26 protein-coding genes are annotated in these 25421 nt (G+C 60.6%); 1 reads left to right on the top strand and 25 read right to left on the bottom strand.

Annotated elements, in window-relative coordinates; genetic code table 11:
- Positions 1–8: 8 nt before the first annotated feature.
- From ftsX to RIN56_05995, 12 genes are all read right to left on the bottom strand, one after another.
- Positions 9–896 (bottom strand): permease-like cell division protein FtsX, encoded by an 888-nt coding sequence (gene ftsX / locus RIN56_06050; GenBank protein ID MDR7866364.1) that lies wholly within the window; start codon positions 894–896, stop codon positions 9–11.
- Positions 886–1572, bottom strand: coding sequence for a cell division ATP-binding protein FtsE (ftsE, locus tag RIN56_06045; protein ID MDR7866363.1), 687 nt, complete (start codon positions 1570–1572; stop codon positions 886–888). Before ftsE ends, ftsX begins: the two co-directional genes overlap by 11 nt.
- 424 nt (positions 1573–1996) lie before the next feature.
- Positions 1997–2740, bottom strand: coding sequence for a site-2 protease family protein (locus tag RIN56_06040; GenBank protein ID MDR7866362.1), 744 nt, complete (start codon positions 2738–2740; stop codon positions 1997–1999).
- Between the two features lie 230 nt (positions 2741–2970).
- Positions 2971–3906 (bottom strand): transketolase family protein, encoded by a 936-nt coding sequence (locus RIN56_06035; protein MDR7866361.1) that lies wholly within the window; start codon positions 3904–3906, stop codon positions 2971–2973.
- Positions 3907–4081: 175 nt separating this feature from the next.
- On the bottom strand, positions 4082–4915 hold the full coding sequence (locus RIN56_06030; GenBank protein ID MDR7866360.1) for a transketolase: 834 nt from the start codon (positions 4913–4915) through the stop codon (positions 4082–4084).
- Positions 4916–5362: 447 nt separating this feature from the next.
- Positions 5363–6205, bottom strand: coding sequence for a YitT family protein (locus tag RIN56_06025; GenBank protein ID MDR7866359.1), 843 nt, complete (start codon positions 6203–6205; stop codon positions 5363–5365).
- Positions 6206–6207: 2 nt separating this feature from the next.
- On the bottom strand, positions 6208–7311 hold the full coding sequence (gene csaB / locus RIN56_06020; protein MDR7866358.1) for a polysaccharide pyruvyl transferase CsaB: 1104 nt from the start codon (positions 7309–7311) through the stop codon (positions 6208–6210).
- Positions 7304–9376 carry a DUF5693 family protein gene (locus RIN56_06015; GenBank protein MDR7866357.1) on the bottom strand — a complete coding sequence of 691 codons (2073 nt, stop codon included), beginning with the start codon at positions 9374–9376 and terminating at the stop codon, positions 7304–7306. Before RIN56_06015 ends, csaB begins: the two co-directional genes overlap by 8 nt.
- A gap of 197 nt (positions 9377–9573) precedes the next feature.
- Positions 9574–10254, bottom strand: coding sequence for a DUF2993 domain-containing protein (locus tag RIN56_06010; protein ID MDR7866356.1), 681 nt, complete (start codon positions 10252–10254; stop codon positions 9574–9576).
- Between the two features lie 22 nt (positions 10255–10276).
- Positions 10277–11390 (bottom strand): peptide chain release factor 2 gene (prfB, locus tag RIN56_06005; GenBank protein MDR7866355.1). Its coding sequence is split into 2 segments (ribosomal slippage): positions 10277–11317 and positions 11319–11390, totalling 1113 coding nucleotides; the frame shifts between segments, so codons are not numbered across the junction.
- 52 nt (positions 11391–11442) lie between these two features.
- Positions 11443–13950 (bottom strand): preprotein translocase subunit SecA, encoded by a 2508-nt coding sequence (gene secA / locus RIN56_06000; GenBank protein MDR7866354.1) that lies wholly within the window; start codon positions 13948–13950, stop codon positions 11443–11445.
- Between the two features lie 243 nt (positions 13951–14193).
- Positions 14194–15087, bottom strand: coding sequence for a cupin domain-containing protein (locus tag RIN56_05995; protein ID MDR7866353.1), 894 nt, complete (start codon positions 15085–15087; stop codon positions 14194–14196).
- A 263-nt stretch (positions 15088–15350) separates the two neighbouring features.
- On the opposite strand from RIN56_05995, the gene RIN56_05990 reads away from it, so the two are divergent.
- The gene (locus tag RIN56_05990; GenBank protein ID MDR7866352.1) at positions 15351–15566 is read left to right on the top strand and encodes a hypothetical protein; all 216 of its coding nucleotides are present in this window, start codon (positions 15351–15353) and stop codon (positions 15564–15566) included.
- 217 nt (positions 15567–15783) lie between these two features.
- On the opposite strand, the gene RIN56_05985 is transcribed toward RIN56_05990, so the two are convergent.
- From RIN56_05985 to fliS, 13 genes are all read right to left on the bottom strand, one after another.
- Positions 15784–16272, bottom strand: coding sequence for a VOC family protein (locus RIN56_05985; protein MDR7866351.1), 489 nt, complete (start codon positions 16270–16272; stop codon positions 15784–15786).
- A 154-nt stretch (positions 16273–16426) separates the two neighbouring features.
- Positions 16427–16615, bottom strand: a complete 189-nt coding sequence (locus RIN56_05980) for a hypothetical protein (GenBank protein ID MDR7866350.1) — start codon at positions 16613–16615, stop codon at positions 16427–16429.
- Positions 16616–16698: 83 nt separating this feature from the next.
- A complete protein-coding gene (raiA, locus tag RIN56_05975; GenBank protein MDR7866349.1) occupies positions 16699–17226 on the bottom strand; it encodes a ribosome-associated translation inhibitor RaiA in 528 nt (175 codons plus the stop codon).
- A gap of 161 nt (positions 17227–17387) precedes the next feature.
- The gene (locus RIN56_05970) at positions 17388–17585 is read right to left on the bottom strand and encodes a cold shock domain-containing protein (GenBank protein MDR7866348.1); all 198 of its coding nucleotides are present in this window, start codon (positions 17583–17585) and stop codon (positions 17388–17390) included.
- 144 nt (positions 17586–17729) lie between these two features.
- Complete coding sequence (locus RIN56_05965; GenBank protein ID MDR7866347.1) at positions 17730–18449, bottom strand: amino acid ABC transporter ATP-binding protein; 720 nt, start codon at positions 18447–18449, stop codon at positions 17730–17732.
- Entirely contained in the window at positions 18436–19101 is a 666-nt protein-coding gene (locus tag RIN56_05960) for an amino acid ABC transporter permease (protein MDR7866346.1), read from the bottom strand. The genes RIN56_05965 and RIN56_05960 overlap by 14 nt, the downstream gene beginning before the upstream one ends.
- A 154-nt stretch (positions 19102–19255) precedes the next feature.
- Positions 19256–20851, bottom strand: a complete 1596-nt coding sequence (locus RIN56_05955; GenBank protein ID MDR7866345.1) for an autotransporter outer membrane beta-barrel domain-containing protein — start codon at positions 20849–20851, stop codon at positions 19256–19258.
- A 132-nt stretch (positions 20852–20983) separates the two neighbouring features.
- Positions 20984–21757, bottom strand: a complete 774-nt coding sequence (locus tag RIN56_05950; protein MDR7866344.1) for a basic amino acid ABC transporter substrate-binding protein — start codon at positions 21755–21757, stop codon at positions 20984–20986.
- Between the two features lie 266 nt (positions 21758–22023).
- Positions 22024–22317 (bottom strand): zinc-ribbon domain containing protein, encoded by a 294-nt coding sequence (locus RIN56_05945; protein ID MDR7866343.1) that lies wholly within the window; start codon positions 22315–22317, stop codon positions 22024–22026.
- Between the two features lie 328 nt (positions 22318–22645).
- Complete coding sequence (fliD, locus tag RIN56_05940; protein ID MDR7866342.1) at positions 22646–23368, bottom strand: flagellar filament capping protein FliD; 723 nt, start codon at positions 23366–23368, stop codon at positions 22646–22648.
- A gap of 187 nt (positions 23369–23555) precedes the next feature.
- On the bottom strand, positions 23556–24617 hold the full coding sequence (locus RIN56_05935) for a hypothetical protein (GenBank protein ID MDR7866341.1): 1062 nt from the start codon (positions 24615–24617) through the stop codon (positions 23556–23558).
- A 57-nt stretch (positions 24618–24674) separates the two neighbouring features.
- Positions 24675–25016 carry a hypothetical protein gene (locus RIN56_05930; GenBank protein MDR7866340.1) on the bottom strand — a complete coding sequence of 114 codons (342 nt, stop codon included), beginning with the start codon at positions 25014–25016 and terminating at the stop codon, positions 24675–24677.
- Positions 25017–25018: 2 nt separating this feature from the next.
- Positions 25019–25411 (bottom strand): flagellar export chaperone FliS, encoded by a 393-nt coding sequence (fliS, locus tag RIN56_05925; protein ID MDR7866339.1) that lies wholly within the window; start codon positions 25409–25411, stop codon positions 25019–25021.
- Between the last annotated feature and the right edge of the window lie 10 nt (positions 25412–25421).

The raw sequence follows: 25421 nt of genomic DNA, 5'->3' as shown, positions 1-25421 counted from the left end.
TTATCCTTTTATACTTTCATGAAGCGTTTGAGGGATATGGTGCTGCCGAGGGCGCCGATGACGGTGCCGGCGACGATCAGCAGGATGCTGACGTAGGTGAGGAAGGGGTATTTGGGGACGAGGGGCAGGAAGACGAGTTTCTGGTAGATCTGCCCGGTGAGGAGGGTGTAGGCTTCGATGAGCAGGAAGACGGCGATGACGGCGCCGCTGAAGCCGAGGATCATGCCTTCGATGAGGAAGGGCCAGCGGATGAAGGAGTCGGTGGCGCCGACGTATTTCATGATGCCGATTTCCTTGCGGCGGGCGAAGACGGTGATGCGGATGGTGTTGGAGATTATGAAGAGGGCGGCCAAAGCCAGGAAGACGATGAGGGCAAGGCCGATGATGCGGACCATTTTGGTGAGGGTGAAGAGCTGTTCGATGATTTCCTGGCCGAAGCGGGCGTTTTCGACGCCTTTGAGCTGGGCGACGGCCTGGGCGACGGGTTTGACTCTCTCGGGCTTGTCCACTTTGACTTCGAAGGCGTTGGGCAGGGGGTTGGTGTCGCCGAGGACGGCGAGGAGGCCCTGCTGTTCGCCGAGGCGCTGTTTGAAGCGGGTCAGGGCCTGGTCTTTGTCGACGAAGGTGACCTGGACGACGCCGGGGAGTTTGGTGATGCGGGTGCCGACTTCGCGGATTTCCTGGTCTTTGAGGGTGTCCTGCAGGTAGACGGAGATCTGGACCTGGGATTCGAGGGTGGAGGCCATGTGGTTGAGGTTGAGGACCATGATGAGGAACATGCCGAGGATGAGGAGGGACAGGGCTACGGTGCTGACGGAGGCGATGCTCATGAGGCCGTTGTGGCGAAGCGATGAGAAGGCTTCGCGGATGAAGTATTCGACGGTCCTAACTTTCATAGCCGTATTGCCCACCTTCCTGATCACGGGCGATGCGGCCCTGCTCGATGGCGATGACGCGTCTTTTCATGCCGTCGACGACCATTTTATCATGGGTGGCCATGACCATGGTGGTGCCGGCTTTGTTGATGCGTTCGAAGATTTTCATGATTTCCCACGAGGTGTCGGGGTCGAGGTTGCCGGTGGGCTCGTCGGCGATGACGACGGTGGGGTTGTTGACGATGGCGCGGGCGATGGCGACGCGTTGCTGTTCGCCGCCGGAGAGGTGCCCGGGGTAGTTGCGGGCTTTGTGGCGGAGGCCGACGAGGTCGAGAACGTGGTAGACCCGCTTTTGGATTTCGCGCCGCGGCGATTCGATGACTTCCATGGCGAAGGCGACGTTTTCGTAGACGGTTTTGTTGGGGAGCAGCCGGAAGTCCTGGAAGACTATGCCGAGGCCGCGCCTGAGGTAGGGGACTTCGGCCGCCTCGAGTTCGGCGACGTTGCGGCCGTTGACGTAGAGTTCGCCGCTGGTGGGCAGCTCTTCGCGGAAGAGAAGTTTTATGAAGGTGGATTTGCCGGCGCCGCTGGGGCCGACAATGAATACGAAGTCGCCTTTATCGATGTCGACAGTGATGTCGGAGAGGGCAACAGAACCGTTGCTGTAAATCTTCGAGACTCCAGCCATATGAATCACGGATACCATTCCCCCTTTGCGTGAGTCGTGCTGCAGCTAATGCTTGGACTATTAAGTCATGTCCATCCAACTTATTATTTTTCGACTTTTTTAGCGAAAAACCTTCTTTCTTGCGCAAAATTGTCCGATTGGTCGATTTTTGTCGGGAGGGCGAGAGGAGAGTCGTTCCCCCGAAATGCGCCACGGCCGTTCAGAAGCCCCCGGATGCTAGGCGGCTCCGCGGACGCACAGCGACGACGGCCCCGGACGGGCCTAGTGCCGGACGCGCCATGGATGACGTAAGCGTCCGGCCGCGTACTCGGACGTAAGCTAGCAAGCGCCCGCAGGAACAAGAGCGCCCCTCTTAGCGCTTTAGCAGTTAGAGGGGCGGCCTGCCCTTCACGGGTGCAACGCCGATGGGGGCTTATCAACGGCCGCTAAATAATCAGCGTAGCAATTCTACGAGGTATACGGTGGCTACACCCAGCACGGCTAATAATCCGAAGTACCAGAGGGCGACCTTGATCCGCTGGCCAAGGCCGAGGTGGTAGTAACGGGTGCCGGGGTCCGCCCCCTCCCCTCTCCACAGTTGGGCGAGGGAGAAGGCAAAGATGAAGAGGATGAAGAGGTTGTGGGTGTAAAAAAACAGCGCCCCGGCGGCGAGGCTGCCGAGCCACCACATGCGGGGCGAGATGGCGGCGGCGATTTTGCCGCCGTCGAGGGGGGCGCAGGGGATGAGGTTGAAGAGGTTGAGGAGGCAGGCGGTGTAGGCGAGGACGAGCATTAGGGCGCTGTCGGTCCAGAGGTAGAAGACGAGACAGACGAGGGCGCTGAGGGTGCCGGCGGCGGGGCCGCCGACGGCGATGTTTGCTTCCATTTTGGCGTTGGTGGGGGGCTGGCGCAGCCTGATGACGGCGCCGAGGAAGGGGACGAATACGGGGGTGGACGAGCGCAGGCCGACGACGCGGGCGGCGGCAAGGTGGCCGAGTTCGTGGGCGAGGAGGAGGACGGTGAAGCCGACGGCGAATTTCCAGCCGAAGGCGAGGGCGTAGACGGCCAGGGAGATGAGCATGGTGGCGGCCATGGCGGCGGCTTCGCCAAGGTTAAGGGCGGCGGCGGCCATGACGAGGCAGATGCCGATCCGGCGGAGGATGCTGTTGCCGAGGTGGACGACTTTCCAGAGGGCCATGGCGGTACCTCCCGCGGTCGTTTCGCAACCCGTGCTATTTTGATTAGCCGCTGTCGCTGATAAATGCCCAGATGCAAGGCGCACCGGAGGCTGACACCGGAAGCGTACACGAACGTACGCTGAGGATGGCAGACGAGGAGCAACGCCGCAGATGGGCGTTTAGCGGCGACAGCAATGAAAAAAGGGTCCGCTTATTTATATGAAATAAGCGGACCCTTTTATAAGTTGTATTATTTTTTGCGTTCGACGACTCTCTTCGCGGCGCGTACAATGTCGGCGGCGGTGAGGTTGTATTTGGCGAGGAGGGCGTCGGGGGTGCCGGATTCGCCGAAGGTGTCGAGGATGCCGACCCGTTCCATGGGGACGGGGGCGTTTTCGCCGAGGACTTCGGCGACGGCGCTGCCGAGGCCGCCGATGACGGTGTGCTCTTCGCAGGTGACGACGGCGCCGGTGTCGCGGGCGGCTTTGATGATGGCGGCGCTGTCGATGGGTTTGATGGTGGGCATGTTGAGGACGCGGGCGCTGAGGCCGGCCTGGGTTAGTTCGTCGGCGGCCCGGCGCGCCGGGGCGACCATGACGCCGCAGGCGATGATGGTGAGGTCGGCGCCTTCGGCGAGGAGGGCGGCTTTGCCGGGGGCGAAGGTATAGCTTTCGCCGAAGACGTCGGGGACGGCCATGCGGCCGAGGCGAATGTAGACGGGGCCTTTGTATTCGGCCGCCCAGGCGACGGCCTGGTGGGTTTCGGTGGCGTCGGCGGGGACGATGACGGTCATGCCGGGGATGGCCCGCATGAGGCCGATGTCTTCGATGGCCTGGTGAGTGGCGCCGTCTTCGCCGACGGTGAGGCCGGCGTGGGTGGCGCAGATTTTGACGTTGAGGTGGGGGTAGCCGACGGAGTTGCGGACCTGCTCGTAGGCCCGGCCGGTGGCGAACATGGCGAAGGTGGAGACGAAGGGGATTTTGCCGGCGGCGGCGAGGCCGGCGGCGGTGCCGATGAGGTTCTGTTCGGCGATGCCGACGTTGAAGAACCGGTCGGGGTAGGCTTTGGCGAAGACGTTGGTTTTGGTGGATTTGGAGAGGTCGGCGTCAAGGACGATGATATCCTTGTAGCGCCCGCCGAGCTCGCGGAGGGCTTCACCGTAGGCTTCTCTAGTTGCTTTACCCATATATGTATGACACCTCTTTCAGCGGGACTGTCGTTCTTATTTGAATTGCCGGTCTGGTCGTAAAATGCTCAGATGCAAGGCGCACCGGAGGTTGACACCGGAAGCGTACACGAACGTACGCTGAGGATGGCAACCGAGGAGCAACGCCGCAGATGGGCGTTTTACGGCCTGACCCCTATTGGCAAAGTTCTGCCAAGAACTTTGCACACTCGTCAGTCGTGGGGGCTTTACCATGCCAATCGGCGACACCTTCCATGCTGCACACGCCTTTGCCTTTGACGGTTTTGGCAACGATCATGGTGGGCTTGCCTTTGATGGTTTTGGCGGTTTCGACGGCATTATAGATGGCGCTGTAGTCGTGGCCGTCGATTTCGAGGACGTGCCAGCCGAAGGCTCGCCATTTTTCGGGGATGGGCAGGGGCGACATTACTTCGCTGACCGGGCCGTCGATCTGGAGGCCGTTGTAGTCGACGAAGGCGGTGAGGTTGTCGAGTTTGTAGTGGGCGGCGAACATGGCGGCTTCCCAGATCTGGCCTTCTTCGAGTTCGCCGTCGCCGAGGAGGGCGTATACGCGCCAGTCTTTGCCGTCGACGCGGCCGGCGAGGGCCATGCCGTTGGCGGCGCTGAGGCCCTGGCCGAGCGAGCCGGTGGACATGTCGACGCCGGGGACGCCTTTCATGTCGGGGTGGCCCTGGAGGCGGCTGTCGACCTGCCGGAGGGTGGTGAGTTCGCTGTGGGGGAGGAAGCCGCGCTCGGCCAGCGTCGCGTAGAGGACGGGGGCGGCGTGGCCTTTGCTGAGGACGAAGCGGTCGCGCTCCGGGTCGGCCGGGGTGTGAGGGTCGACGCGCATGACGGCGAAGTAGAGGGTGACGAGGATGTCGGCCGCGGATAGCGAGCCGCCGGGGTGGCCGGATTTGGCGGCGGTGACCATTTCGAGGATGTTTTTGCGCACTGCTGTGGCCCGGCTGGCCAGTTCGGCGGTCTTTTCGGTGGTGAGCTGCGTGGACATAGGTACCTCCTTCTGGAACGATACTTAAACCATCTTAAACTATGTAAATGCATTTGTAGTTTTTAGCTTTATCTAGCCGGCTATGTTTCCGGCTGGGAGCGGCCACACGCTGCGTCGGCGGTCTTACTAGGCTCGTCGCCGACGGCTGACCGTACGCCGCTAACTGTCTCCTGACAGATAGCGGCTCGCTCGCCGTCCTTGGCTCGCGCCGGTCGCCGTTACCGGCTCTCTCGCCAAGTAGCGGCCGCCTTACTCGCTAACGTGTCCGCCCCCAGCCGGAAACCGCCGGTCGACTGGGTTTATCGTTCTTCTTTGAAATGACGGAAGTTATTCAAAATGCCCAGATGCAAGGCGCACCGGAGGAGCGAGCCGCGCCGCGTACTCGGATGTACGCAAGCAATCGCTCCGAGGAGCAACGCCGCAGATGGGCGTTTAAACGGCCTCCCCCTATAACTCGCGACGAGTAAAGCCTTCGCCCATTACTTCGTGGGCGTCCGCTACAATGACAAACGCGGCCGGATCGACGCTGGTGATTAGTTCTTTGAGACGGACGACTTCGCTGGCGGTGACGACGCAGAAGAGGACGTCGCGCGCCTGGCGGGTGTAGCCGCCTTTGCCCTGGAGGAAGGTGACGCCGCGGTCCATTTCGGCCATTATTTTGTCGGCGACGGTTTCGGCGGCGGCGCTGACGATGAGGAAGGCCTTGGCGGTGCTGGGGCCTTCCTGGACTAGGTCGATGATGTGGCTGGTGAGCCACAGGGAGATGAGGGCGTAGAGGGAGAGTTCGGCGCTGGCGAAGGCTACGCCGGCGGAGGCGATGACGAAGAAGTCTACGCCCAGGAGGGCCTGGCCGACGCTGATGCGGGTGAGTTTGTTGATGATGGCGGCGGCGAGGTCGGTGCCGGCGGTGGTGCCGCCGAAACGGAAGACGATGCCCATGCCGATGCCGGAGAGGACGCCGCCGTAGAGGGAGCTTAAAAGGAGGTCGTGGGTGAGGACGGGGATGAAGGGGGCGGAGAGGTCGATGGCGGCGGAGAGGATGGCGGCGCCGTAGAGGGTCCTGACGCCGAATTTGGCGCCGAGGATTTTGATGCTGGCGAGGAAGAGGGGGATGTTGAGGGCGAGCATGGTGACGCCGACGGGGGCGCCGACGAGGTAATGAAGAACGGTGGCCATGCCGCTTACGCCGCCGGCGGCCACCTTGTTGGGGATGAGGAACATATTGAGCGCGACGGCGGTGAGGACCGCGCCGAGCGTTATGCCGGCGTAAATACGGAATCCTTTCGTCATGCCTAACCCCGCTTCCGGTTCTCGATCAGGGCCACGGCCAGTTCGGCGTTACGAAACGCCTTTTGCCTGAGTTCGCCGATCCGCTCGGCCCGTTCTTTGCTGGGACGCCTGATTTCCGGCAAAAGGTCGCGGGCTTTGGCGAGCAGGGCGTCGGCGTTGAGGGTCTGGAGGGTGCCGACCGGGGTGTCGCCGACGGTTTCGAGGAAGCGGTCGATCTTCGGGTCGTAGGAGATGCCGATGACCGGCACTTGCATCACGGCGGCGAAGATGAGGGCGTGGAGCCTGATACCGATAAGCATGTCCAGGTTGCCGACCAGCGATAACAGTTCGCTGGTGGTATATTCTTCCTCAAGAACGGCGGCCGGCTGTTTCATCCGGCCGGCGATCCGGCGGGCGATGTTCATGTCGTCGGGCCATTGCATGGGCAGGAAGACGAGCCTGGCGCCGCATTCGGCGACCAGTCTGTCGCATGCTTCGGCGAGGGTGGTTTTGTAGTAGGTCCAGTCTTTCCATTCGCGGACGGAGATGCCGATGAGGGGGGCGTTGCCTTCGAGGCCGCGCTGTTTGAGGACGGCCCGGCCGATGCCTTTGTCGACCTGGTGGAGGGCGAGGACGGGGTCGGCGGTGACGTGGATGGGGGGGGCGCCGACGCCGAGGGATTTGAGCTCGAGGCGCGAGCCTTCGTCACGGACGGTGATGAGGTCGACCATGTTGCCGATGTGGCGCATGGCGCCTTTGGCTAAGGAGCCGCGCACGGGGCCGATGCCCTGGGCGTAAAGCATGACGGGCTTGCCGAGTTTTTTGGCGAGCATCATGATACTGAGGTAGTAGTAGAGGCTGCGGTCGCTGGTGACGTCCTGAAGGAGGCTGCCGCCGCCGCTGATGAGGAGGTCGCTTTTCCTCAGTATGCGGATGATTTCGGGGTAGTTGAGCCGGAATACGGAGGCTACGCCGTGGCGGCGGCGGGTGTCGGCCGGGCAGCCGGAGATGACGGTGATCCTGACCGCGGGGTCGACGTCGGTCAGGGCTTCGATCATGGCTGTCAGCATTGCTTCGTCGCCGGCGTTGCCGAATCCGTAGTATCCGGAGATGACGATCTCACTCATGAGGGGTTAGTCTCCTTCCCAGCAAGAACGAGAGATAGTGCAGGAGCTGCACGGCGACGACGGCGAGGATGCCGATAAGGGCTCCTACCAACAGGCCGTCCAGGCCCCTGACGAAGGACATGAAGATGGGGGTGCGCAGGTGGGCGAAGGTTTCGACCATCGAGCCCTGCCCTACGGTGGCGGCGACGATGAGGACGTAGTGGAAGAGGCGCGGCCACTGGCGGTAGAGGGCCATGACGGCGAGGAGGAAGGCGGGGTGGCCGATGAGGAATTCTTTTTCGCGCGGCCGGGCGTACATGGTCTGTTCGAGGAAGGCCCGGAGCTTGATTTCGAAGGCGGGGACGGGCACACCGGCGGTGTGGCCGGAGCGGCCGATGAATACCCAGGCTACCCCGGCGCCGGCGGCGAAGAGGAGCAGGGTTTTAACGTATACGGGGTAGTCGAGGACGCGTTTGATCTGGGCGACGACGGCCTGCGGGCTGTCGATGTGCTCGCCCTCCCATGGGTTGTAGCGCACGATGTAGATGAGGGTGATGAGGATGAGCGGCGCGAGGAGGGTGAGTTTGACGCCGCGGAAGATTTCGATTTCAAGCAGGAAGCGGATGTCGCCGAGGACGGCGCCGAGGAAGAGGCCGCCGGCGAGGGACATGGCGGTGGCGACGATGAGGCCGCCGACGCCGTCGACGAGGATGCGGCCGAGCGAGGAGCCTTCGTGGGGGGGGCGGCTCCGCCAGCGGTCGAGCTGCCAGGTCATGGCGAGGGTGGGGAACAGTATGGCTATGGCAAGGGCGGTGGCCTGGCGGACCAGGGCGCCGCCGCCGGTGAGCACGGGGATGATGAGGGCCAGGGTTATGAGGATGAGGAGGCTGTATTGCCAGCGGGGGGCGAACGGCCAGACGAGGGTAAGGAAGAGGACGCCGGCCGCGGTGGCGCCGAGGATGACGAGGGCGAGCAGCCAGGGAACGGGAAAATACGGCTGATAGACGCCGGCCCGGCCGAGGGTGAAGCCTTTGGCTTCGACGGCTTTTTTGATGCCGCCGATGTAGCGGAGGTTTGTTTCGGTGAGGTTGAGACCGGGGTCGGTGCGTTCGAATTTGCGCAACAGGTTGACTCTGATGTTGCGTTCCCGGTCGGAGAGCGCCCAGCGGTTGATGGCGGTGTCGACGGCGATCCTGGGCTGTTCGTCTTTGGGGATGACGTAGACGCGGGCGGCCCGGTAGCCGGAGGCCGCGGCGATGGCGGTGAGTCCTTCCTGCTTGATGAACTGGAGCTGGACGGGGTGTTCGATCATGTAGAGGGTGTAGCCGCTGTCGGCGATGAGGCGGGCGGTTAGCGGCAGGAGGTCGGGGAAGCCGAGGGCTTCTTCGCCGACGAACATGAGGCCGCTGATGTGGGCGGCGAAGGGGCTGAGGCGGGCGAAGACGGCGTTGATGTCGTCGGGCTTGACTTTGGTGTAGTTGCTGGGCCGGGCGACGATGGCGAAGCCGTTGTCGGCGGCGTCTTTCATCTCGTGGCTGGGCAGGCCGAGGTTCCATTTGAGGGTTTTGTCGAAGCTGGTGTCGACGGCGATGGCCATGCGGCGGTCGAGGGGGGTGAGGGGGTGGACGCGGCCCGCGCCGAGGCGGCGGGCAAGGTCGGCGGTGAGTTCTTCGAAGAAGCTTTGGTCGCCGGGGTTTTGCCTGTCGGCGAATATGTATACCTGGGCGGGGTCGATGCGGCCGCCGTTTTCCTTGAAGAGCGGTTTGTCGATTTCGCCGGAACGGTAATGGGCGAGCAGCTCGGCGCCGGGGACGACGGTGAGTTTGCCGCTTTTCTGGAGTTTTTCGAGGGTCATTTCATAGATGGCGACGGAGGTGAGGCCCGTTTCTTTGAGCATGCGCATCATTTCGGGCACAGGCACGCCTTCCATTTGGGCGAGTTCGACGACCTCCTCGTAGTCCATGACCATTTCGACCCGGGAGTTGTTGACTTCTACGGTATGCCGCTGCCAGCCGATCGCCAGGGCGGCTAACAGGCCGGCTATGATGAGGGCGACCAGAACCCGGTTGTATCTGAAATATGTCAAAGTTCTCCCACCTTGTTTGTGATTGGTGTGCGGCTGCGGCAGGCATCGCGGCACTATATTTTTCCTGATTTAACCAGAGTTTATGCAGAAGTTGGCAAAGATGCGAAACATTACATTATTCTGCCATGATTTTAAAATGTCCTGCATCATGCTAGTCGTAAATAATGGAAAACCCGGCGGGGTTGCCGGGCTGGCATTTACGGGGTTTTGTTGTCGGCGACGATGGTTATCCGGCCGGCGTCCGTGACGACGCTCCTGGCTTTGACGCCGAAGGGCAGTTTTCTGAGGTCGACGAGGGGGATTTCGGTGAGGACTGAGCCGCCGATGTTGCCGACGGCGTTGTTGTTGAGGAGGAAGCGGTCGGTGACGAATTTGATGCGGTAGCCGTCGCCGACGACTTTGCCTTCGAGGGCGATGGCGATGCTGGCGATCTGGCCGAGGAGGAAGCTGGCGCTGACGTTGACTTTGCCGCTTTCGATGGTGACTTTGGCGTTCTTGACGCCTTTGACGCTCTGGTTGAGGAAGCGGCTGAGCTCTTCTTGGGTGATGACGGCGGTGAGGTCGATGTCGCGCACGCCTTTAACGGCGACTTTGCGCTGGGATATCAGTATAGGCATGTCGAGGGCGACGTCTTTGAGGGTGGCGTCGAGTTCGGCGAAGACGATTTTGTCGACTTTGGAGTCGTAGGCGTGGATGCGGACGCTGTCGAAGCGGCCGTCGAACATGAGCAGGGCCGGTCGTTTGGCGACTTCGGCGGTGACGAGGTCGCTGCCGGTGGCGCCGCCCATGCCGCGGGCGATGAGGACGCCGACGAGCGAGGGCATGGCGAGCTCGCCGACGACGATGAGGGCGATTATGGCGATGATGATTATTTTCATCCGGTTCACGGCGGGGCGCCTCCTATTCTGCGGCGCTTTTACCGCCGCTCTTGAGGTAGGCTTCGATAAAGGCGTCTATTTCGCCGTCCATAACGGCCTGGACGTTGCCGGTTTCGGCGCCGGTGCGGTGGTCTTTGACGAGGCTGTAGGGGTGGAATACGTAGGAGCGGATTTGGCTGCCCCATTCGATGGCCTGGTAGTCGCCGCCGATTTCTTCTTTCTTTTCTTCGCGTTTTTGGCGCTCAAGTTCGAAGAGTTTGGCGCGCAGGAGGCGCATGCATTGTTCGCGGTTCTGGATCTGGGAGCGCTCGCTCTGGCACTGGGCGACGATGCCGGTGGGGATGTGAGTCATGCGGACGGCGGAGTCGGTTTTGTTGATGTGCTGGCCGCCGGCGCCGCCGGCCCGGAAGGTGTCGATTCTAAGGTCGACGGGGTTGATGCTGATTTCGATGGTGTCGTCGACTTCGGGCATAACGTCGACGGCGGCAAAGGAGGTGTGCCGCCGCCCGGAGGCGTCGAAGGGCGAGATGCGGACGAGGCGGTGGACGCCTTTTTCGGACCGCAGGTAGCCGTAGGCGTTGGGGCCGGATATGAGCAGGGTGGCGCTTTTGACGCCGGCTTCGTCGCCGGCGAGGAAGTCGAGGGTTTCGATTTTGTAGTTGTTTTTTTCGGCCCAGCGCACGAACATGCGGAGGAGCATCTGGACCCAGTCCTGGGCTTCGGTGCCGCCAGCGCCGGCGTGGAGGGTGAGGATGGCGTTCGCGGCGTCGTATTCGCCGGCGAGCATGAGGGTGAGGTCGAGGTGATCGAGTTCTTTGCGCATGGCGGCAAGGGCTTCGACGACTTCGGGGTAGACGCTTTCGTCGTTTTCGTCCATGCCGAGCTGCCACAAGGTGGCGGTGTCGCTGTAGCGGCTCGCCAGGTCGGCGTACTGGCCGACGCTGTCCTTGAGGCGGGTGAGTTCTTGCATTGTTTTCTGGGCGGCGGCCGGGTCGTCCCAGAAGTCGGGGGCGGCGATTTTATATTCGAGGGCGGCTATCTGACTCTCTTTGCCGGCAACGTCAAAGAGAAGCCCTCATTTCGTCCAGCCTCACGGCCAGTTGGTCCAGTTCCCGTCGCAGATCTTCTAGCAGCAATTTTATCTCTCCCAATATGTTTATTGTTCTTTTAGGCGGAATAGTCCACGGTTTATTTTCCTACTCCGCAGCATTTCTTATATTTTTTCCCTGAGCCACAGGGGCACTGGTCATTGCGACCGATCTGGTCCTTGTTGTGGACAGGCTGGCGGGTGGCGGCTTCTTCGCCGCCGTGGGCGGCGTGGGCGTTCTGGAGGTGGTCTTCGGGCTGGGTGACGATGCTGACGCGGTACATGTAGCGGACGATGTCTTCCTGGATGGCGTCGATCATGGCCTGGAACATGTCAAAGGCTTCGATTTTGTATTCGATGAGGGGGTTTTTCTGGCCGTAGGCTCTGAGGCCGATGCCTTCCCTGAGCATGTCCATGGCGTCGAGGTGGTCCATCCATTTGTTGTCGACGACTTTGAGCATGACGACTTTTTCGAGTTCGCGCATGTTGTCGGCGCCGAAGAGGGCTTCGCGCGCTTCGTAGCCGGCGCCGGCGGCGTCCATGAGGGCTTCTTTGAGCTCGATGCGGCTGAGTTTGTCCAGTTGGTCTTTTTTGAGGTGGCCGACGGGGGTGAAGAGGTTGTCGCAGTATTCGATAAGGCCGTCGAAGTCCCATTCTTCGGGATAGACCTTTTCGTTGGCGTAGAGTTCCATGCCGCGGTCGGCGAGTTTTCCGATCATGTGGAAGATGTTTTCTTTGAGGTTTTCGCCCATGAGGATCTGGCGGCGCTGGCCGTAGATGATTTCGCGCTGCTGGTTCATGACGTCGTCGTATTCGAGGACGTGTTTGCGGATTTCGAAGTTGCGGGCTTCGACTTTTTTCTGGGCGGTTTCGATGGAGCGGGTGATGAGGGCGTGTTCGATGGGTTCGTCTTCTTCCATGCCGAGTTTGTCCATGATGGAGGAGATGTTTTCCGAGCCGAAGAGACGCATGAGGTCGTCTTCGAGGGAGAGGTAGAAGCGCGAGGAGCCGGGGTCGCCCTGACGGCCGCTGCGGCCGCGGAGCTGGTTGTCGATGCGGCGGCTTTCGTGCCGTTCGGTGCCGATGATGTGGAGGCCGCCGAGTTGGGGGACGCCTTCGCCGAGGACGATGTCGGTGCCGCGGCCGGCCATGTTGGTGGCGATGGTGACGGCGCCGCGCTGCCCGGCCTGGGCGATTATCTGGGCTTCCATTTCGTGGTATTTGGCGTTGAGGACGTTGTGCTCGACGCCCTGGCGTTTGAGGAGGGCGCTGAGTTCTTCGGACTGGGCGATGGAGGTGGTGCCGACGAGGGCGGGCTGGCCCTGGCCGTGGCATTTGACGATGTCGTTTATTACGGCTTTGTATTTGGCGCGCTTGGTTTTGTAGATGACGTCGGGCATGTCTTCGCGGATCATCGGCCGGTGGGTGGGGATGACGATGACGTCGAGGCCGTAGATTTTGCGGAATTCGTCTTCTTCGGTTTTGGCGGTGCCGGTCATGCCGGCGAGTTTTTTGTACATGCGGAAGTAGTTCTGGAAGGTGATGGAGGCGAGGGTCTGGCTTTCGCGCTCGATTTTGACGCCTTCTTTGGCTTCGATGGCCTGGTGGAGGCCGTCGGAGTAGCGGCGGCCGAACATGAGGCGGCCGGTGAATTCGTCGACGATGATGACTTCGCCGTCTTTGACGACGTAGTCGCGGTCGCGTTTCATGAGGGCGTGGGCTTTGAGGGCCTGGTTGAAGTGGTGGGAGAGCTGCATGTTTTCGTTTTCGTAGAGGTTTTTGACGCCGAGGGCTTTTTCGACTTTGGCGATGCCACTTTCGCCCGGGGCGACGGCGTGGGCTTTTTCGTCGATGGTGTAGTCTTCGCCTTCTTTGAGGCGGGGGACGACTTTGGCGAGGACGTAGTAGAGGTCGGTGGATTTTTCGCCCGGCCCGGAGATGATGAGCGGGGTGCGGGCTTCGTCGACGAGGATGGAGTCTACTTCGTCGACGATGGCGTAGTTGAGCGGCCGCTGGACCATCTGGTCGTGGTGGACGACCATGTTGTCGCGGAGGTAGTCGAAGCCGAATTCGTTGTTGGTGCCGTAGGTGATGTCGGCGGCGTAGGCGGCGCGGCGTTCGGCGAAGTCGAGGCCGTGGACGACGAGGCCGACGGATAGCCCGAGGAAGCGGTATACTTTGCCCATCCATTCGCTGTCGCGGTTGGCGAGGTAGTCGTTGACGGTGACGACGTGGACGCCCTGGCCGGCGAGGGCGTTGAGGTAGACGGGGAGGGTGGCGACGAGGGTTTTGCCTTCGCCGGTGCGCATTTCGGCGATGTTGCCGGCGTGGAGGACCATGCCGCCGAGGAGTTGCTCGTCGAAGTGGCGCATGCCGGTGGCCCGCCGCGAGGCTTCGCGCACGACGGCAAAGGCTTCGGGCAGGAGGTCGTCGAGGGTTTCGCCGGCCGCGAGACGGCTTTTGAACTGGGCGGTCCTGCCGGTCAGCGAGGTGTCGCTGAGCTTTTGCAGTTCGGGCTCGAAGGCGTTGATCTGATCGACGTATTTCATCAAGCGCTTTATTTCCCGCTCGTTGTCGTCGCCGAGAAGGCTCTTGAGGAATTTAAGCAAGTGGTCTCATCTCCTTTATTACCTATCTTAAAAATTTTATCAGAATATCCATGTTTAGTCAAAACTCTGCGGGCAGGGGGGAACGCCGTTTGGTCCGGCAATCGAATATGCGGCGATGGGCCAACCGAGGATGGCGATCGTGATCGCTGTTAGTATATGCGGCTTGGCCGGCAAGTAAGCATAAGGAAACAAGGCGGCCCGGCCGGGCCGCCTTGTTGTCTGTTCGCACGCTGCCTGATGGGGTTATTTGTCGAGGAAGATTTTGTCGTTGCCGCCGGCCTGCGGGGGGGCGAAGATGCAGTATACGTTGAGGTCTTCGCCGGTGACGCGGGTGGCGTGGTAGACGCCGCGCGGGTTGATGTGGAGGTCGCCGCCTTTGACGGGGATCCATTGGCCGCCGATGTACATTTCGCCCTGGCCTTTATGGACATAGACGATTTCTTCGGCGGAGGTGTGGTAGTGCCTGCCGATGAGCGGTCCGCGGTTGGTGACGAGGACGATTTCGGCGCGGGGCGATTTGAAGACGGTGTCGCCGCGGGTGGCTTCGCCTTTTTTGAGGGGATGCTCGGCGTAGAATTGGTCGAGGCTGATGACGAAGTTCTTTTTGTACTGGGTGTCGAGAAGGGTGGGCGCGCCGACGCCGCTGCCCTGATATTTGCCGGGGCTGGGAACGAAGGCTTTGTCGTTGCCGCTAGCCTGCGGGGCGGTGAAGAAGCAGACGACGTTCATGTCTTCGTCGCCGACTACACGGGTGGCGTGGATGACGCCGCGCGGGTTGATGTGGAGGTCGCCGGCTTTGACGGGTATCCATCGGCCGTCGATGAACATTTCGCCCTGGCCTTTGTAGACGAAGACGGTTTCTTCGCAGGTGGCGTGGTAGTGGAGGTCGATGAGGGGGCCGCGGTTGGTGACGAGGGCTATCTCGACCCGCGGCGATTTGAAGACGGTGTCGCCCCTGGTGGCTTCGCCCGCTTTGAGGGGATGCTCGGCAAAGAAGGTGTCAAGATTTATAACGATGCCTTTGTCGAAGGAGGTGTCGAGGAGTTTGGCGTCGCCTGCGACCGGACCGGGGGCGGCGAAGGCGGAGCCGGCGATGATGAGCAGGCATGCCAGGGTAAGAAGAAGACTCTTTTTCATTACAATCCTCCAATTTTTATTTTCCGTGCGAACAGAGTGCGCGTCGGCGCCGGAATCCGGTGCGTTCGCTGGTTAATTTGTTCCCTGGAAATGGAAGAAGGCCTTCCGGGCGCCGTTTCATACGATGAGTTTTTCACATGCCGCAACATGGCCGGCAGGAGCAAAAATGCGGCAAGCGGCGCCGGTTTGCGCATATGTATAGAGTGTGCGTGTTTGGGGCATGAATGTGGAGAGAGATGTTTTGTGCCCGGGGAGGGTTGCCGATGAGTCTGAGTGTGCTGGAGATCGCCGGCCATATCGCCGATCTTAAGGATACCGATTATCGCAATACGCTGGCGGTGGCGGTGCTTGTGGAGCTTTTGATCGATAAGGGCGTGTTTACGCGCGAGGAGTTCGCGCTGAAGGCGCGGGAGCTGGAGCAGGCAAGCCTGGCGGAGATACTGGCCAACCGGCGGATGAAGGTTGTGAGGACGAAGTAGGCAAAAAAGCCCGCGGCGGGAGCCGCGGGCTTTTGATGTGGGGCTGTGTAGCGCGCATGTGACGTTCCTAGAAAGCGATGAATTGCCGCGGTCGTTCAGAAGCCCCCAGATGCAAGGCGCACCGGAAGAGCGCGCCGCGACGCGTACTCGGATGTACGCTAGCAAGCGCTCTGAGGAGCAACGCCGCAGATGGGGGCTTATCAACGACCGTCAGGTGTTACGGATAAACCGCTTGTGGTTCGGGCCAGATGAAGTCCTTGGGCACGTCGTAGATTTCGGCGATGACGGCGAGGTCCCGTGGGGTGGTGAGGTAGGTGTAGGTGAAGCCGTGCCAGGTGCCGCCCTGGAGGATGTCGTGGCCCTGGCCGCGGAAGAAGGCCATGGCGTTGTCGTAGTTTTCGACGCCGAAGGCGACGTGGTGCAGTCCTTCGCCGTGTTCTTGGAGGAACTGGGCGTAGATGCTTTTGTCGTCTTTGGGTTCGATGAGTTCGAACTGGACGCCGCCGATGTCGGCGAGGGCGAGCCGCATAGCGTAGTCTTGGCGCTGGCCGTGGAGGATCATGTCCTGGACGGTGTCGGGGTTGAAGTCGTAGATTTTCCAGGGGCCGATGCCGTATTTGTCGGCGTAGGTTCTGACGGCGGCGTCGCAGTCGCTGACGACGACGGCGACTTGGAGGACTCCGGTGAATATGGGTTTATCGGGCATTTCGTCACTCTCCCCGCTTGTTTTTCGCCTGCCGGTTTAGCTTTGCCGGCAGGTTTTCCTACAAGCAGATTATTCGGCCAAGCTTTGGTTTAGTACAACTTTCGGGCGGCAAAGAGAAAAGCACCCTGGGGCGGGTGCTTTGGTTGCAGACAGCTTATTTTTTTGTGTTTCTAAGGAACCAGACGGCGCTGCCGATGATGACGGCGATGAGCATGACGAAGCCGGTGAGCATGGTTTTGGAGATGACCGGCTGCTGGATTGTAAGCATTTCGTATATCTGGAAGCCGCCAAAGAGGATCAGGAATATGAGAAATATGCGGAAGTATTTGCGATTGACTGTCACGGTTCTCCTCTCCCCTCCCCTTCCCTTTTTTCGGTGGATAAAGCCGACACCCAGAGCGAACCCTGGGTGTCGGCGCCCCTGGTTTAGAATTCCGGCTCGATGAGCCCGTAGCCGCCGTCTTTGCGGCGGTAGATGACGTTGACCTCTTCGGTGTCGGCGTTGGTGAAGACGTAGAAGTCGTGGTTGATGAGGTTCATCTGCATGATGGCCTCTTCGGTTGTCATGGGTTTGACGGCGAAGCGCTTGGTCCTGACGACCTGGAATTCGTCGTCGCCGAGGTCGCGCACGGCCGTGCCGGGGTCGCCCTTGAAGGTGCCTGTTTTGAGTTTGCGGGCGAGCTTGGTTTTGTATTTTTCAATCTGTCTTTCCAGCTTTTCAATGACAAGGTCGATCGAGGTGTACATGTCGGTGGTGGATTCTTCGCCCCGAAGCAGCATGCCGTTCAAAGGCACGGTCACTTCGACGATGTGACGGCCTTTGGCGACGGTGAGGACTACGGTAATCTCGCCAAGGGTTTCGAAGTATTTGGCGATCTTGCCTACGCGTTTTTCCACGTAGTCCTTCAGTGGTGGTGTGATGTCGATGTTTTTGCCTCGTACAGTTATTGCCACAGACCCCATCTCCCTTCCGGAAATCTTACTAATATTATTCCCTAGAAAGCAAAAAATTCCTGTCTAATATTTGCCGCGCCTGAAATTGTCCTTGGTTACCGGATGCGACATAACGCCCACAAACCAAAAACCCGGCCGCCAGGGCCGGGTCGGACAGGCATTTACAGTTTTAGAACATTCGAGGCTTGCGGGCCGCGAGCGCCGTCGACGATTTCAAACTCTACTTTTTCGCCTTCGTTGAGGGTTTTGAAGCCTTCGGTCTGGATGGCGGAGAAGTGGACGAATACGTCGCCGCCGTCTTCCCTCTCAAGGAAGCCGTAGCCTTTTTCCGCGCTGAACCATTTGACTTTGCCGATCATGTTGCTGAATTCCTCCTAACAGTTGTTACCGGACCAAATAATGGCCACAGCCACTACTATAGCACACCTGGATAGATGTGTCAACGAGCCGCGGGGCCGCTTATCACGTGCATTTATGGCCTTGTCGATATGTGGTTATTGCCGCTAGAGAATTTTCGAGAGGAAGGCTTTGGTGCGTTGTTCGCGGCCGCCGGCGAAGAATTCTTCGGGAGCGCCCTGTTCGATTATGCGGCCTTCGTCCATGAAGATGACGCGGTCGCCGACTTCGCGGGCGAAGCCCATTTCGTGGGTGACGACGACCATGGTCATGCCTTCGCGGGCGAGGGTTTTCATGACGTCGAGGACTTCTTTGATCATTTCGGGGTCGAGGGCGGAGGTGGGTTCGTCGAAGAGCATTATTTTCGGGCGCATGGCGAGCGCCCGGGCGATGGCGACGCGCTGCTGCTGGCCGCCGGAGAGCTGTTCGGGGTAGGCGGCGGCTTTGTCGGCGAGGCCGACTTTGGCGAGGAGGGCGAGGGCGGTCTTTTCGGCTTGGGCGCGGGCGGTTTTGCGGACGACGGCGGGGGCGAGGGTGATGTTTTCGAGGACGGTCATGTGGGGGAAGAGGTTGAAGCGCTGGAAGACCATGCCGACTTCGGCGCGGATTTTGTTGATGTTTGCCTGGCCGCTGAGGGGGATGCCGGCGACGGTGATGCGGCCGGAGCTTGGTTCTTCGAGGTAGTTGATACAGCGGAGGAGGGTGCTTTTGCCCGAGCCGCTGGGGCCGATGATGACGACGACTTCGCCCTCGGCGACGTGGGCGTCGATGCCGCGGAGGACGTGGAGTTTGCCGAAGTGTTTATGGAGGTTCTCAATGTTTATCATCGATTTTGTACCTCCTTTCGAGGTAGGCGACGAGGCGGGAGATGGCGAAGGTCATGATGAGGTAGATGAAGGCGACGGTAAGCCAGATTTCGAAGGAACCGTAGGTGCGGGCGATGATGAGCTGGCCGCGCCGGGTGAGTTCTTCGAAGCCGATGACGGAGACGAGCGAGGAGTCTTTGAGCATGGCGATGAATTCGTTGCCGAGGGGCGGGATGATGCGTTTGAAGGCCTGGGGCAATATGATGTGGCGCATGGTCTGGGACCAGGTCATGCCGAGGGAGCGGCCGGCTTCCATTTGGCCTTTGTCGATGGATTGGATGCCGGCGCGGAAGATTTCGGCGACATAGGCGCCGCTGTTGATGCTGCAGGCGGTGATGGCGGCGATGAAGGGGTCGATGCGCGCGCCGAGGAGGATGGGCAGGGCGAAGTAGATGAGGAATATCTGGACGAGGAGCGGGGTGCCGCGGATGAAGTCGACGTAGACGGCGGCGGCGGCCCGGACGGGCAGGAGCCTGGAGATGCGGGCGATGCCGACGAACATGCCGATGAGGAGGCCGAAGCCGACGCTGAGGGCGGTGATCTGGACGGTGACGGCGGCGCCGGCGAGGAGGAGCGGGAAGGAGCGGACGATGAGTTCGACATCGAAGTTCATGATTTCACCCTTTTTATGACAGTTAATGACTAAAGCCGCCAAGAAAACGCCCCCGCACCGGGGGTGCTTTCCGAGCGGCTTATGTATATTAATGCACTATTTTAGGTTGTAGCATACGGGCGAGAGGTTTCGACAGGCGGCGAGGGGGGATTTTTTACAAGAGGCAGCGCAGGGTGAGGTTGCCGCGGTAGCCGTGCTCGTCGCCGAGGAGTTTGGTGATTTCGCCGCGGACGCTGAGGCGGCGGCCAATCTCCCGGTCGCCGCCGAGGGTGAGGAGGACGGTGTTGCGGCCCCCGCCGTTTACGGCAATGTCGCCGGCGGCGTCGATGCGGTTTTTGCCGCAGAATTCGCGCTGGTAGCTCACCTGGGCCCAGAAGCCGCTCTTTCGGCCGGCCTTGTCTTCGCTTGTCCGGCGGGCGAGCACGCCCAGGCGGCCGACGACGGACCGGCCGCGCCTGACGGCAACGGTGGCGCCGAGGTCGTCGGCGAAGTCGTTTTGCATGATGCGGGTGTAGGTGAGCGCGAGCTGCGGTTCGACGGTCCAGCCGTCTGCGCGCCGGAAGGTGAGGCCGTTTTCGAGGGCGGCGGCAAAGATGTGGCCGCCGTAGCTCTGGTTGAGGCCGTAGCCGAGTTCGCCGGGAACGTGGTTGGCGGTTCTGATGCGGCCGTACATGAGGGTGGCGGCGCCGTACCACGAGCGGGGCCGGTCGGGCTGTGACCGGTAGTGGGAGTAGATGCCGGCGTAGGTGTTGGTGATGTCGTTTTTGACGCCGCTGGCGACTTCGCTCTGGTTGAGCGTGCCCTGGCCGAGGAAGGCCCCGATGTGCCAGCGGTCGCGCTCGCCGGGTGCGCCGCCTTTGATGAGGTTTTCCCAGCCGGCGTGCAGGCCGCGGGCCTTTTGGCCGAATTCGCCGTCGCCGCCGTCCTGGCGGGTGTAGCCGCCGTAGAACCTGAGCCACGGGCCGGTCTCGGCCGTGGTTTGGGCGGTGCGGCGCAGGTCGCCGAAGTGGGCGGCAAGGTCTTCGAGGCCGCTCCGCCCGAGTTTTTGGGCGCCGGTGACGGCGGCGGCGTAGCTTGTCAGGTAGTCGGGGGCGTAGAGGGCGTAGACGAGCCAGCTGTTGGGGGCGCCCCGGTAGTAGTACTGGTAGGCGCCGCCGGCCCGGTATTCGCCGTTTTTTTCCATGGGGGAGGCTATGCCGCCGACGAGGGTGGTGCCGGCGGGGACGCTGATGACGTAGATGCGGTTAAGGTCGCTGCCCCAGGCGGCCGGGATGGCCTGCTCGTCGCGGGAGGCCTGGATGCCCCGGTATTGTCCGCCCCACCAGCTGCCGAGGTGGGACTGCGTTTCCTGGACGCTGCTTTGGCCGCGCCGGTAGAGGCGCATGGCGGCGGTGGTGGTGACGATGTCGATTTTGGTGTCGGTGACGCCGTAGGCGCCGGTGAAGGAGTAGAAGTTGTCGTAGCGGCCGACAGAGGCGAAGGTGGTGATGCCGGCGGCGGTGAGGATGGCTATTTTGCGGTCGAGCCGGCCGATGGTGACGCCGGCGTAGACGTTGTAGGCGTCCTGTCCGGCGACGCGGACGAGGGTTTTGTCGGTTTGGATTTCGGCGTCGATTTGGGCGAGCGTTTCGGCGCCCGCCGGACAGGGCGGGACAAGGCAGGCGAGGAGGACTGCCAGACAGAGCGCGAGGGCGATGATTTTGGGGGTGGAGCGCGGTTGGTTTATATTCACAATTTGATGTTTATTCATAATAATGTAAATGTTCTCTATAAAGCCGCCCCTTCCTGCTTTTTCGGCCAAAAGACGGGGGTATTCCGCGGCTGGAAAGGGCGGCGGAAAAAAACCGGGGCGCGAATGTGGTCCGCGCCCCGTGTTGGTTCTTTATTGGGCGGGTTTTCGGCCGAACCATTTTTCGTAGATTTTGTCGTATTCGCCGCTTTTTTTGATTTCGTCGAGAGCTTTGTCGATTTTCTGGGCCAGTTCGGTGTTTTTCTTGGCGGTGGCGATGCCGTAGTCTTCGGAGTTGAGGGGTTTGCCGACGATTTTGGCGTCTTTGCTGCCGGATTTAGCGATGTAGTATTCGTTGACAGGCAGGTCGTTGATGACGGCGTCGACGCCGCCGGCTTTGAGCTCTAGGAAGGCTTCGGGGGCGGTGTTGAATTCGCGGACTTTGGCGTCTTTGATTTTTTTGGCGAAGTCGGCGCCGGTGGTGCCTATTTGGACGGCGAGGCGCTTGCCTTCGAGGTCTTTGAATTCTTTCAGGGCGGCGTTGTCCTGTTTGACGACGAGGGAGAGGCCGGAGGTGTAGTAGGGTTTGGAGAAGTTGACTTTTTTCTTGCGTTCATCGGTGATGGTCATGCCGGATACGGCGGCGTCGATCTGGCCGGCTTCGAGGGCTGGGATGAGGCCGTCGAAGCCCATGCCCTGCACTTTGACTTCCAAGCCCATTTGTTTGCCGATGGCTTTGATGAGATCGATGTCGAAGCCTACGTATTCTTTGCTTTTTTCGTCCTGGAATTCGAAGGGCGCGAAGGCGGCGTCGGTGCCGATTTTGAGGACTTTGCCCTGCTGGGGGGCCTGTCCGCCGCAGCCGGCAAGGAGCAGGGAGATGGCGAGTGCGGTCAGTAGTGCGATGGAGAGCGGTTTCTTGAACATGGTGTTCCCTCCTGGTGTTGTGGTGTAGCGCAGACATAATTATACACAAATTTGCATAATTAATCAATAGATTACCGGGGCGTAGGTTAGACATTTTTCCACAGGATTCATCATTCCGCTTCTGTGGATAATGTGGATAAATGTGTTGATAACCTTATTTGCCACGGTTTTGGCTGGGGATAACCTGTGCGGGCCGAAAAATCCCCGCTGCCGGGAAAGGCATAAAAAAAGCCCGGATAGAATCCGGGCGTTGGCATGCTGTTTGGTTAGCTTTGTTTTTTGGCGGCAAAACACTCGCGGCAGTATATGGGGCGGTCGTTACGCGGTTTGAAGGGTACCTGGGTGGTAACGCCGCACTCGGCACAGACGGTTTCGTGCATTTCCCGCGGGGCTCTGGCGTCGCCGCCTTCCCGGCCGCGCCTGCGTGCATCGCGGCAATCGCGGCAGCGGGCAGGTTCGTTTTCAAAGCCCTTTTCGGCGTAGAATTCCTGCTCTCCAGCCGTAAAGATGAAGTCTCCCCCGCAGTCTTTGCACTTTAAGGTCTTGTCCTCGAAAGCCATTCCTCGAAATCCCCTCACCTTCAAATTAAAAAACCATTGCTTAGCCGACCTGGTCTTTTCCCCCACACCCGCCTGCTGGAAGGTTCGCTACTAGGAATTCAATCCCCTCACTACTGCTTCTCTCGGCCGCTGCGCCTAAGCGCCCGCCGGCAGGGCTTACTTCTAAGCCGCACCATGCTCAAAGCCTCTTTGGGCCCCTTACGTGGATCGTTTCGCCTGCGACTGGCATCGATTTTCAACCACAGACCTAAGCAAAAGGTTCTTTACCCAAAATTATAAGGACGGAGGCAAAAAAAAGCAAGTAAAAAAATACGGTAATTACTTTATGCTAAGCCAGGAGGTCGAGCAGCAGTCCCCGGCTGTAGGCGCCGTAGTAGGCGGTGGCGTTCCCGCCGAGCAGCTTGGTGTAGTCGGTGGCTTGGGCGGTGGGAGCGGCGAGGTATTCGCTTACCGGTTCTTTGACGGCGGCGCTGATTGTCTTGTCTACGGACGCGGCGAGGCCGGAGCTGCCGGTGAGCGTTTCCTGCACTTTGCCGTAGTCGGTTTCGACGGCTTTTTTGAGTTTTACTTCGTCGACGGTGAGTTCGCCGCTGTCGCTGTCGTAGGCGATGCCGATTTGTTTGAGCTCGTTTTCGCGGACTGAGGCGGCGGCTTTGAGGGTTTTGAGAAGCCCCCGGCCCTCGGCGGTGAGGTTGTCGGCCTCGCTGAGGGTTTTGGCGAGGTTGTTGAAGCTGGCGGCAAATTCTTTGACTGCGGATATCTTCCGGCTGGCGCCGGCGGTGTCGGCAAGGCTCCGGAGGCTGCCGGCGCTGCCGGCAAGGTTTTTGATTTCGGCGGCGTATTCTTTGATCTGGGTTTGGTAGGCGGACCGCTGGGAGGCGACTTGGCCGCTGGTGTAGTTGGCTATGAGTTTGAGGTTGCTGAACAGGGCGTCGAGCTGCTGGAACTCGCTGCCGTAACTGCCGGTTGAGCCGGATGAACTTCTGCCGGTGTTGCGATTGTAGAGGATGTTGTATGTTCCGTAGGGGTTAAGGCCCGAGATGCCGGCCATGGTGTCCACCGCCTTCAAAACATCGCTCGCAATGTTATCAGACTATTCAGTATAAGTATTTTACCATATTCGCCCATAATGTAAATAGGGCCGGCGGCTCATTTTTTTGCCGTTAGTTAAGTCGTGGGGGCAGGAAATAGAAAAGACTTGGCTACGGGTGGTAGTCAAGCCTTTTTGTAGCGGATTGTTAAACTGCCAGGTCGATTTGCTGTATCGTCCCTGCCCTGCCGTCTTCGTGCAGGAATACGCCGCTGCGCTGGAGCTGGCCCTGGAGCTGGTTGGCGGTGTCTTTGTAGCTGAAGGCGGCGCCGATGTTGCCGAGGTAGATGGCGCCGACGCCGGTCTGGCCGAGGGCGAGGAGGCGGTCGCCGCCGTTTTCGTCTTTGGTCCAGATGCTTAGCTGGGAGTAGATGGCGTCGTTTTCGTCGATCCAGTTGTTGCCGTCGGCGTCGTAGGCGGCGAGGTCGGCGAAGCCGTTGCCGCTTTCCGGGCCGAAGAGTTCGCTGCCGTTGTTGACGGCGCCGTCGCCGTTTTTGTCGAGGGCGAGGAAGCCGCTGCCCTGGCCGACGAAGGAGATTTGCTCTTTGTCGCCGTCGCTGTCGAGGTCGAAGGCGTATTTGCCGGCGGTGAGGCTGGCGGTGGGGACGGCGAAGTTGATGACGAGCGGGTCGACGAGGGCGTCGCCGGCTTTGATGCTGATGTCGGTCCGGGAGCTGTATTCGCGGCTCATGGCGTAGGCGAGGTCGAATTTGATCTCGCGGCCGTCGGCGGTTTTGACTGTGCCCGAGGAGGCGAAGGCGGTCTGTTCTTTTTCGTAGTGGCTTGCGTGGTATTCGTAGTTCAGGCCCCAGCCTACACGCGGCCGGGCGGCGGCTTCGCCGAGGTTGACGGTGATTTTGCCGGCTCTGGTCTGGAGGGAGAGTTGGTCCTGGTTGAGGCGGAATTTCTTCGGGATGGCGAATTTGATGCGTTTGCCGGAGAGGGCGTAGATGAGGTCTTCGATGAGCTGGATTTTTTGCTTGTCTTTGTCGGACAGTTCGAAGAGGTAATCGTCTTCCGCGGGGGCGAGGCCGTCGGCTTGCCCGGCGGCGAGCTGCTTGGCGAGATCGGAGATGGTGACGTTGACGGCAGGGGCGCCGCCGTCGCCGGCGGAGCCGTCGGTCCACATGCGCAGCGATTCGTATTGCTGGTCGCGGACGACGCTGCTATGGCTGCTGGCCATGGCAATTTCGGAGCTGACAATTTTCATTTTTTACCCTCCTTGGTAATAAGAACGGCGATAATCCTTTATCGCCGTTTGTTCCTATTAGCGGGAGCTGTCCATCCGACTGCCGAGTTTCGTGGCGGCGCCGTATAGGTCGTAGGCCTGGGCCACGGTGCGGTCCTGCCTGGTTCTGTTGATGAGGAGCAGGAGTTTGTCGTGCATGGCTTTGTCTTGTTTGCGGACGGCAGCGGCTATTTCCTGCCCGCGGGGGGTGCGAAGATATTCGCGCGCCGCCATTTCTTCGATGATGGTTTGCAGCTTTTCCCGCTGGTCGGCAAGTTCCGTGAACATGGCGAAGTCCTGACTGACAAGGAATTTGTCCATTTCACGGGTGAGGAAGAGGTAGTCTTCCCAGGCCTGGGCGGGGGTTGCGGCGGCGGCCATAGCTAGCGCCCTACGGCGCGGGCCAGTTGGGTCTGTTTCATGGCGCCGATCCAGGTGTCGCGCAGCTCGACCAGGAGGTCGCGGGCTTCGGTTAGCTGGACGGCGTCTTTGTGGATGTTGGCCTGGATGAGGCGGTAGTCGATGTATTCGTAGAGGGCGAAAAGGTTTTTAGAGATTTCGTACTGCATGTCGAGGGTGGACATGAATTCGCGGACGATGTCCTGGACCCGCTGGCTGGCGGTGTTGGCCTGCTCTATGTTGCCCTTCTCCAGGGCCTTGATGCTTTCGTTGGCGAATCTTACGGCGCCGTTGTAGAGCATCAGGGTGAGCTCTTCGGGAGAAGCGGTGAGGATTTGTTGGTTCTTGTAGGTGTTGGCGGTAACTGCAGCGTTCATGCGCCTGCCT

This window comes from Sporomusaceae bacterium, assembly GCA_031460455.1.
Taxonomy (GTDB): Bacteria; Bacillota; Negativicutes; order Sporomusales; family UBA7701; genus Anaeroselena.
Note: the sequence above shows the minus strand (reverse complement) of the source record. Positions and strands in the feature narration are given on the sequence as shown.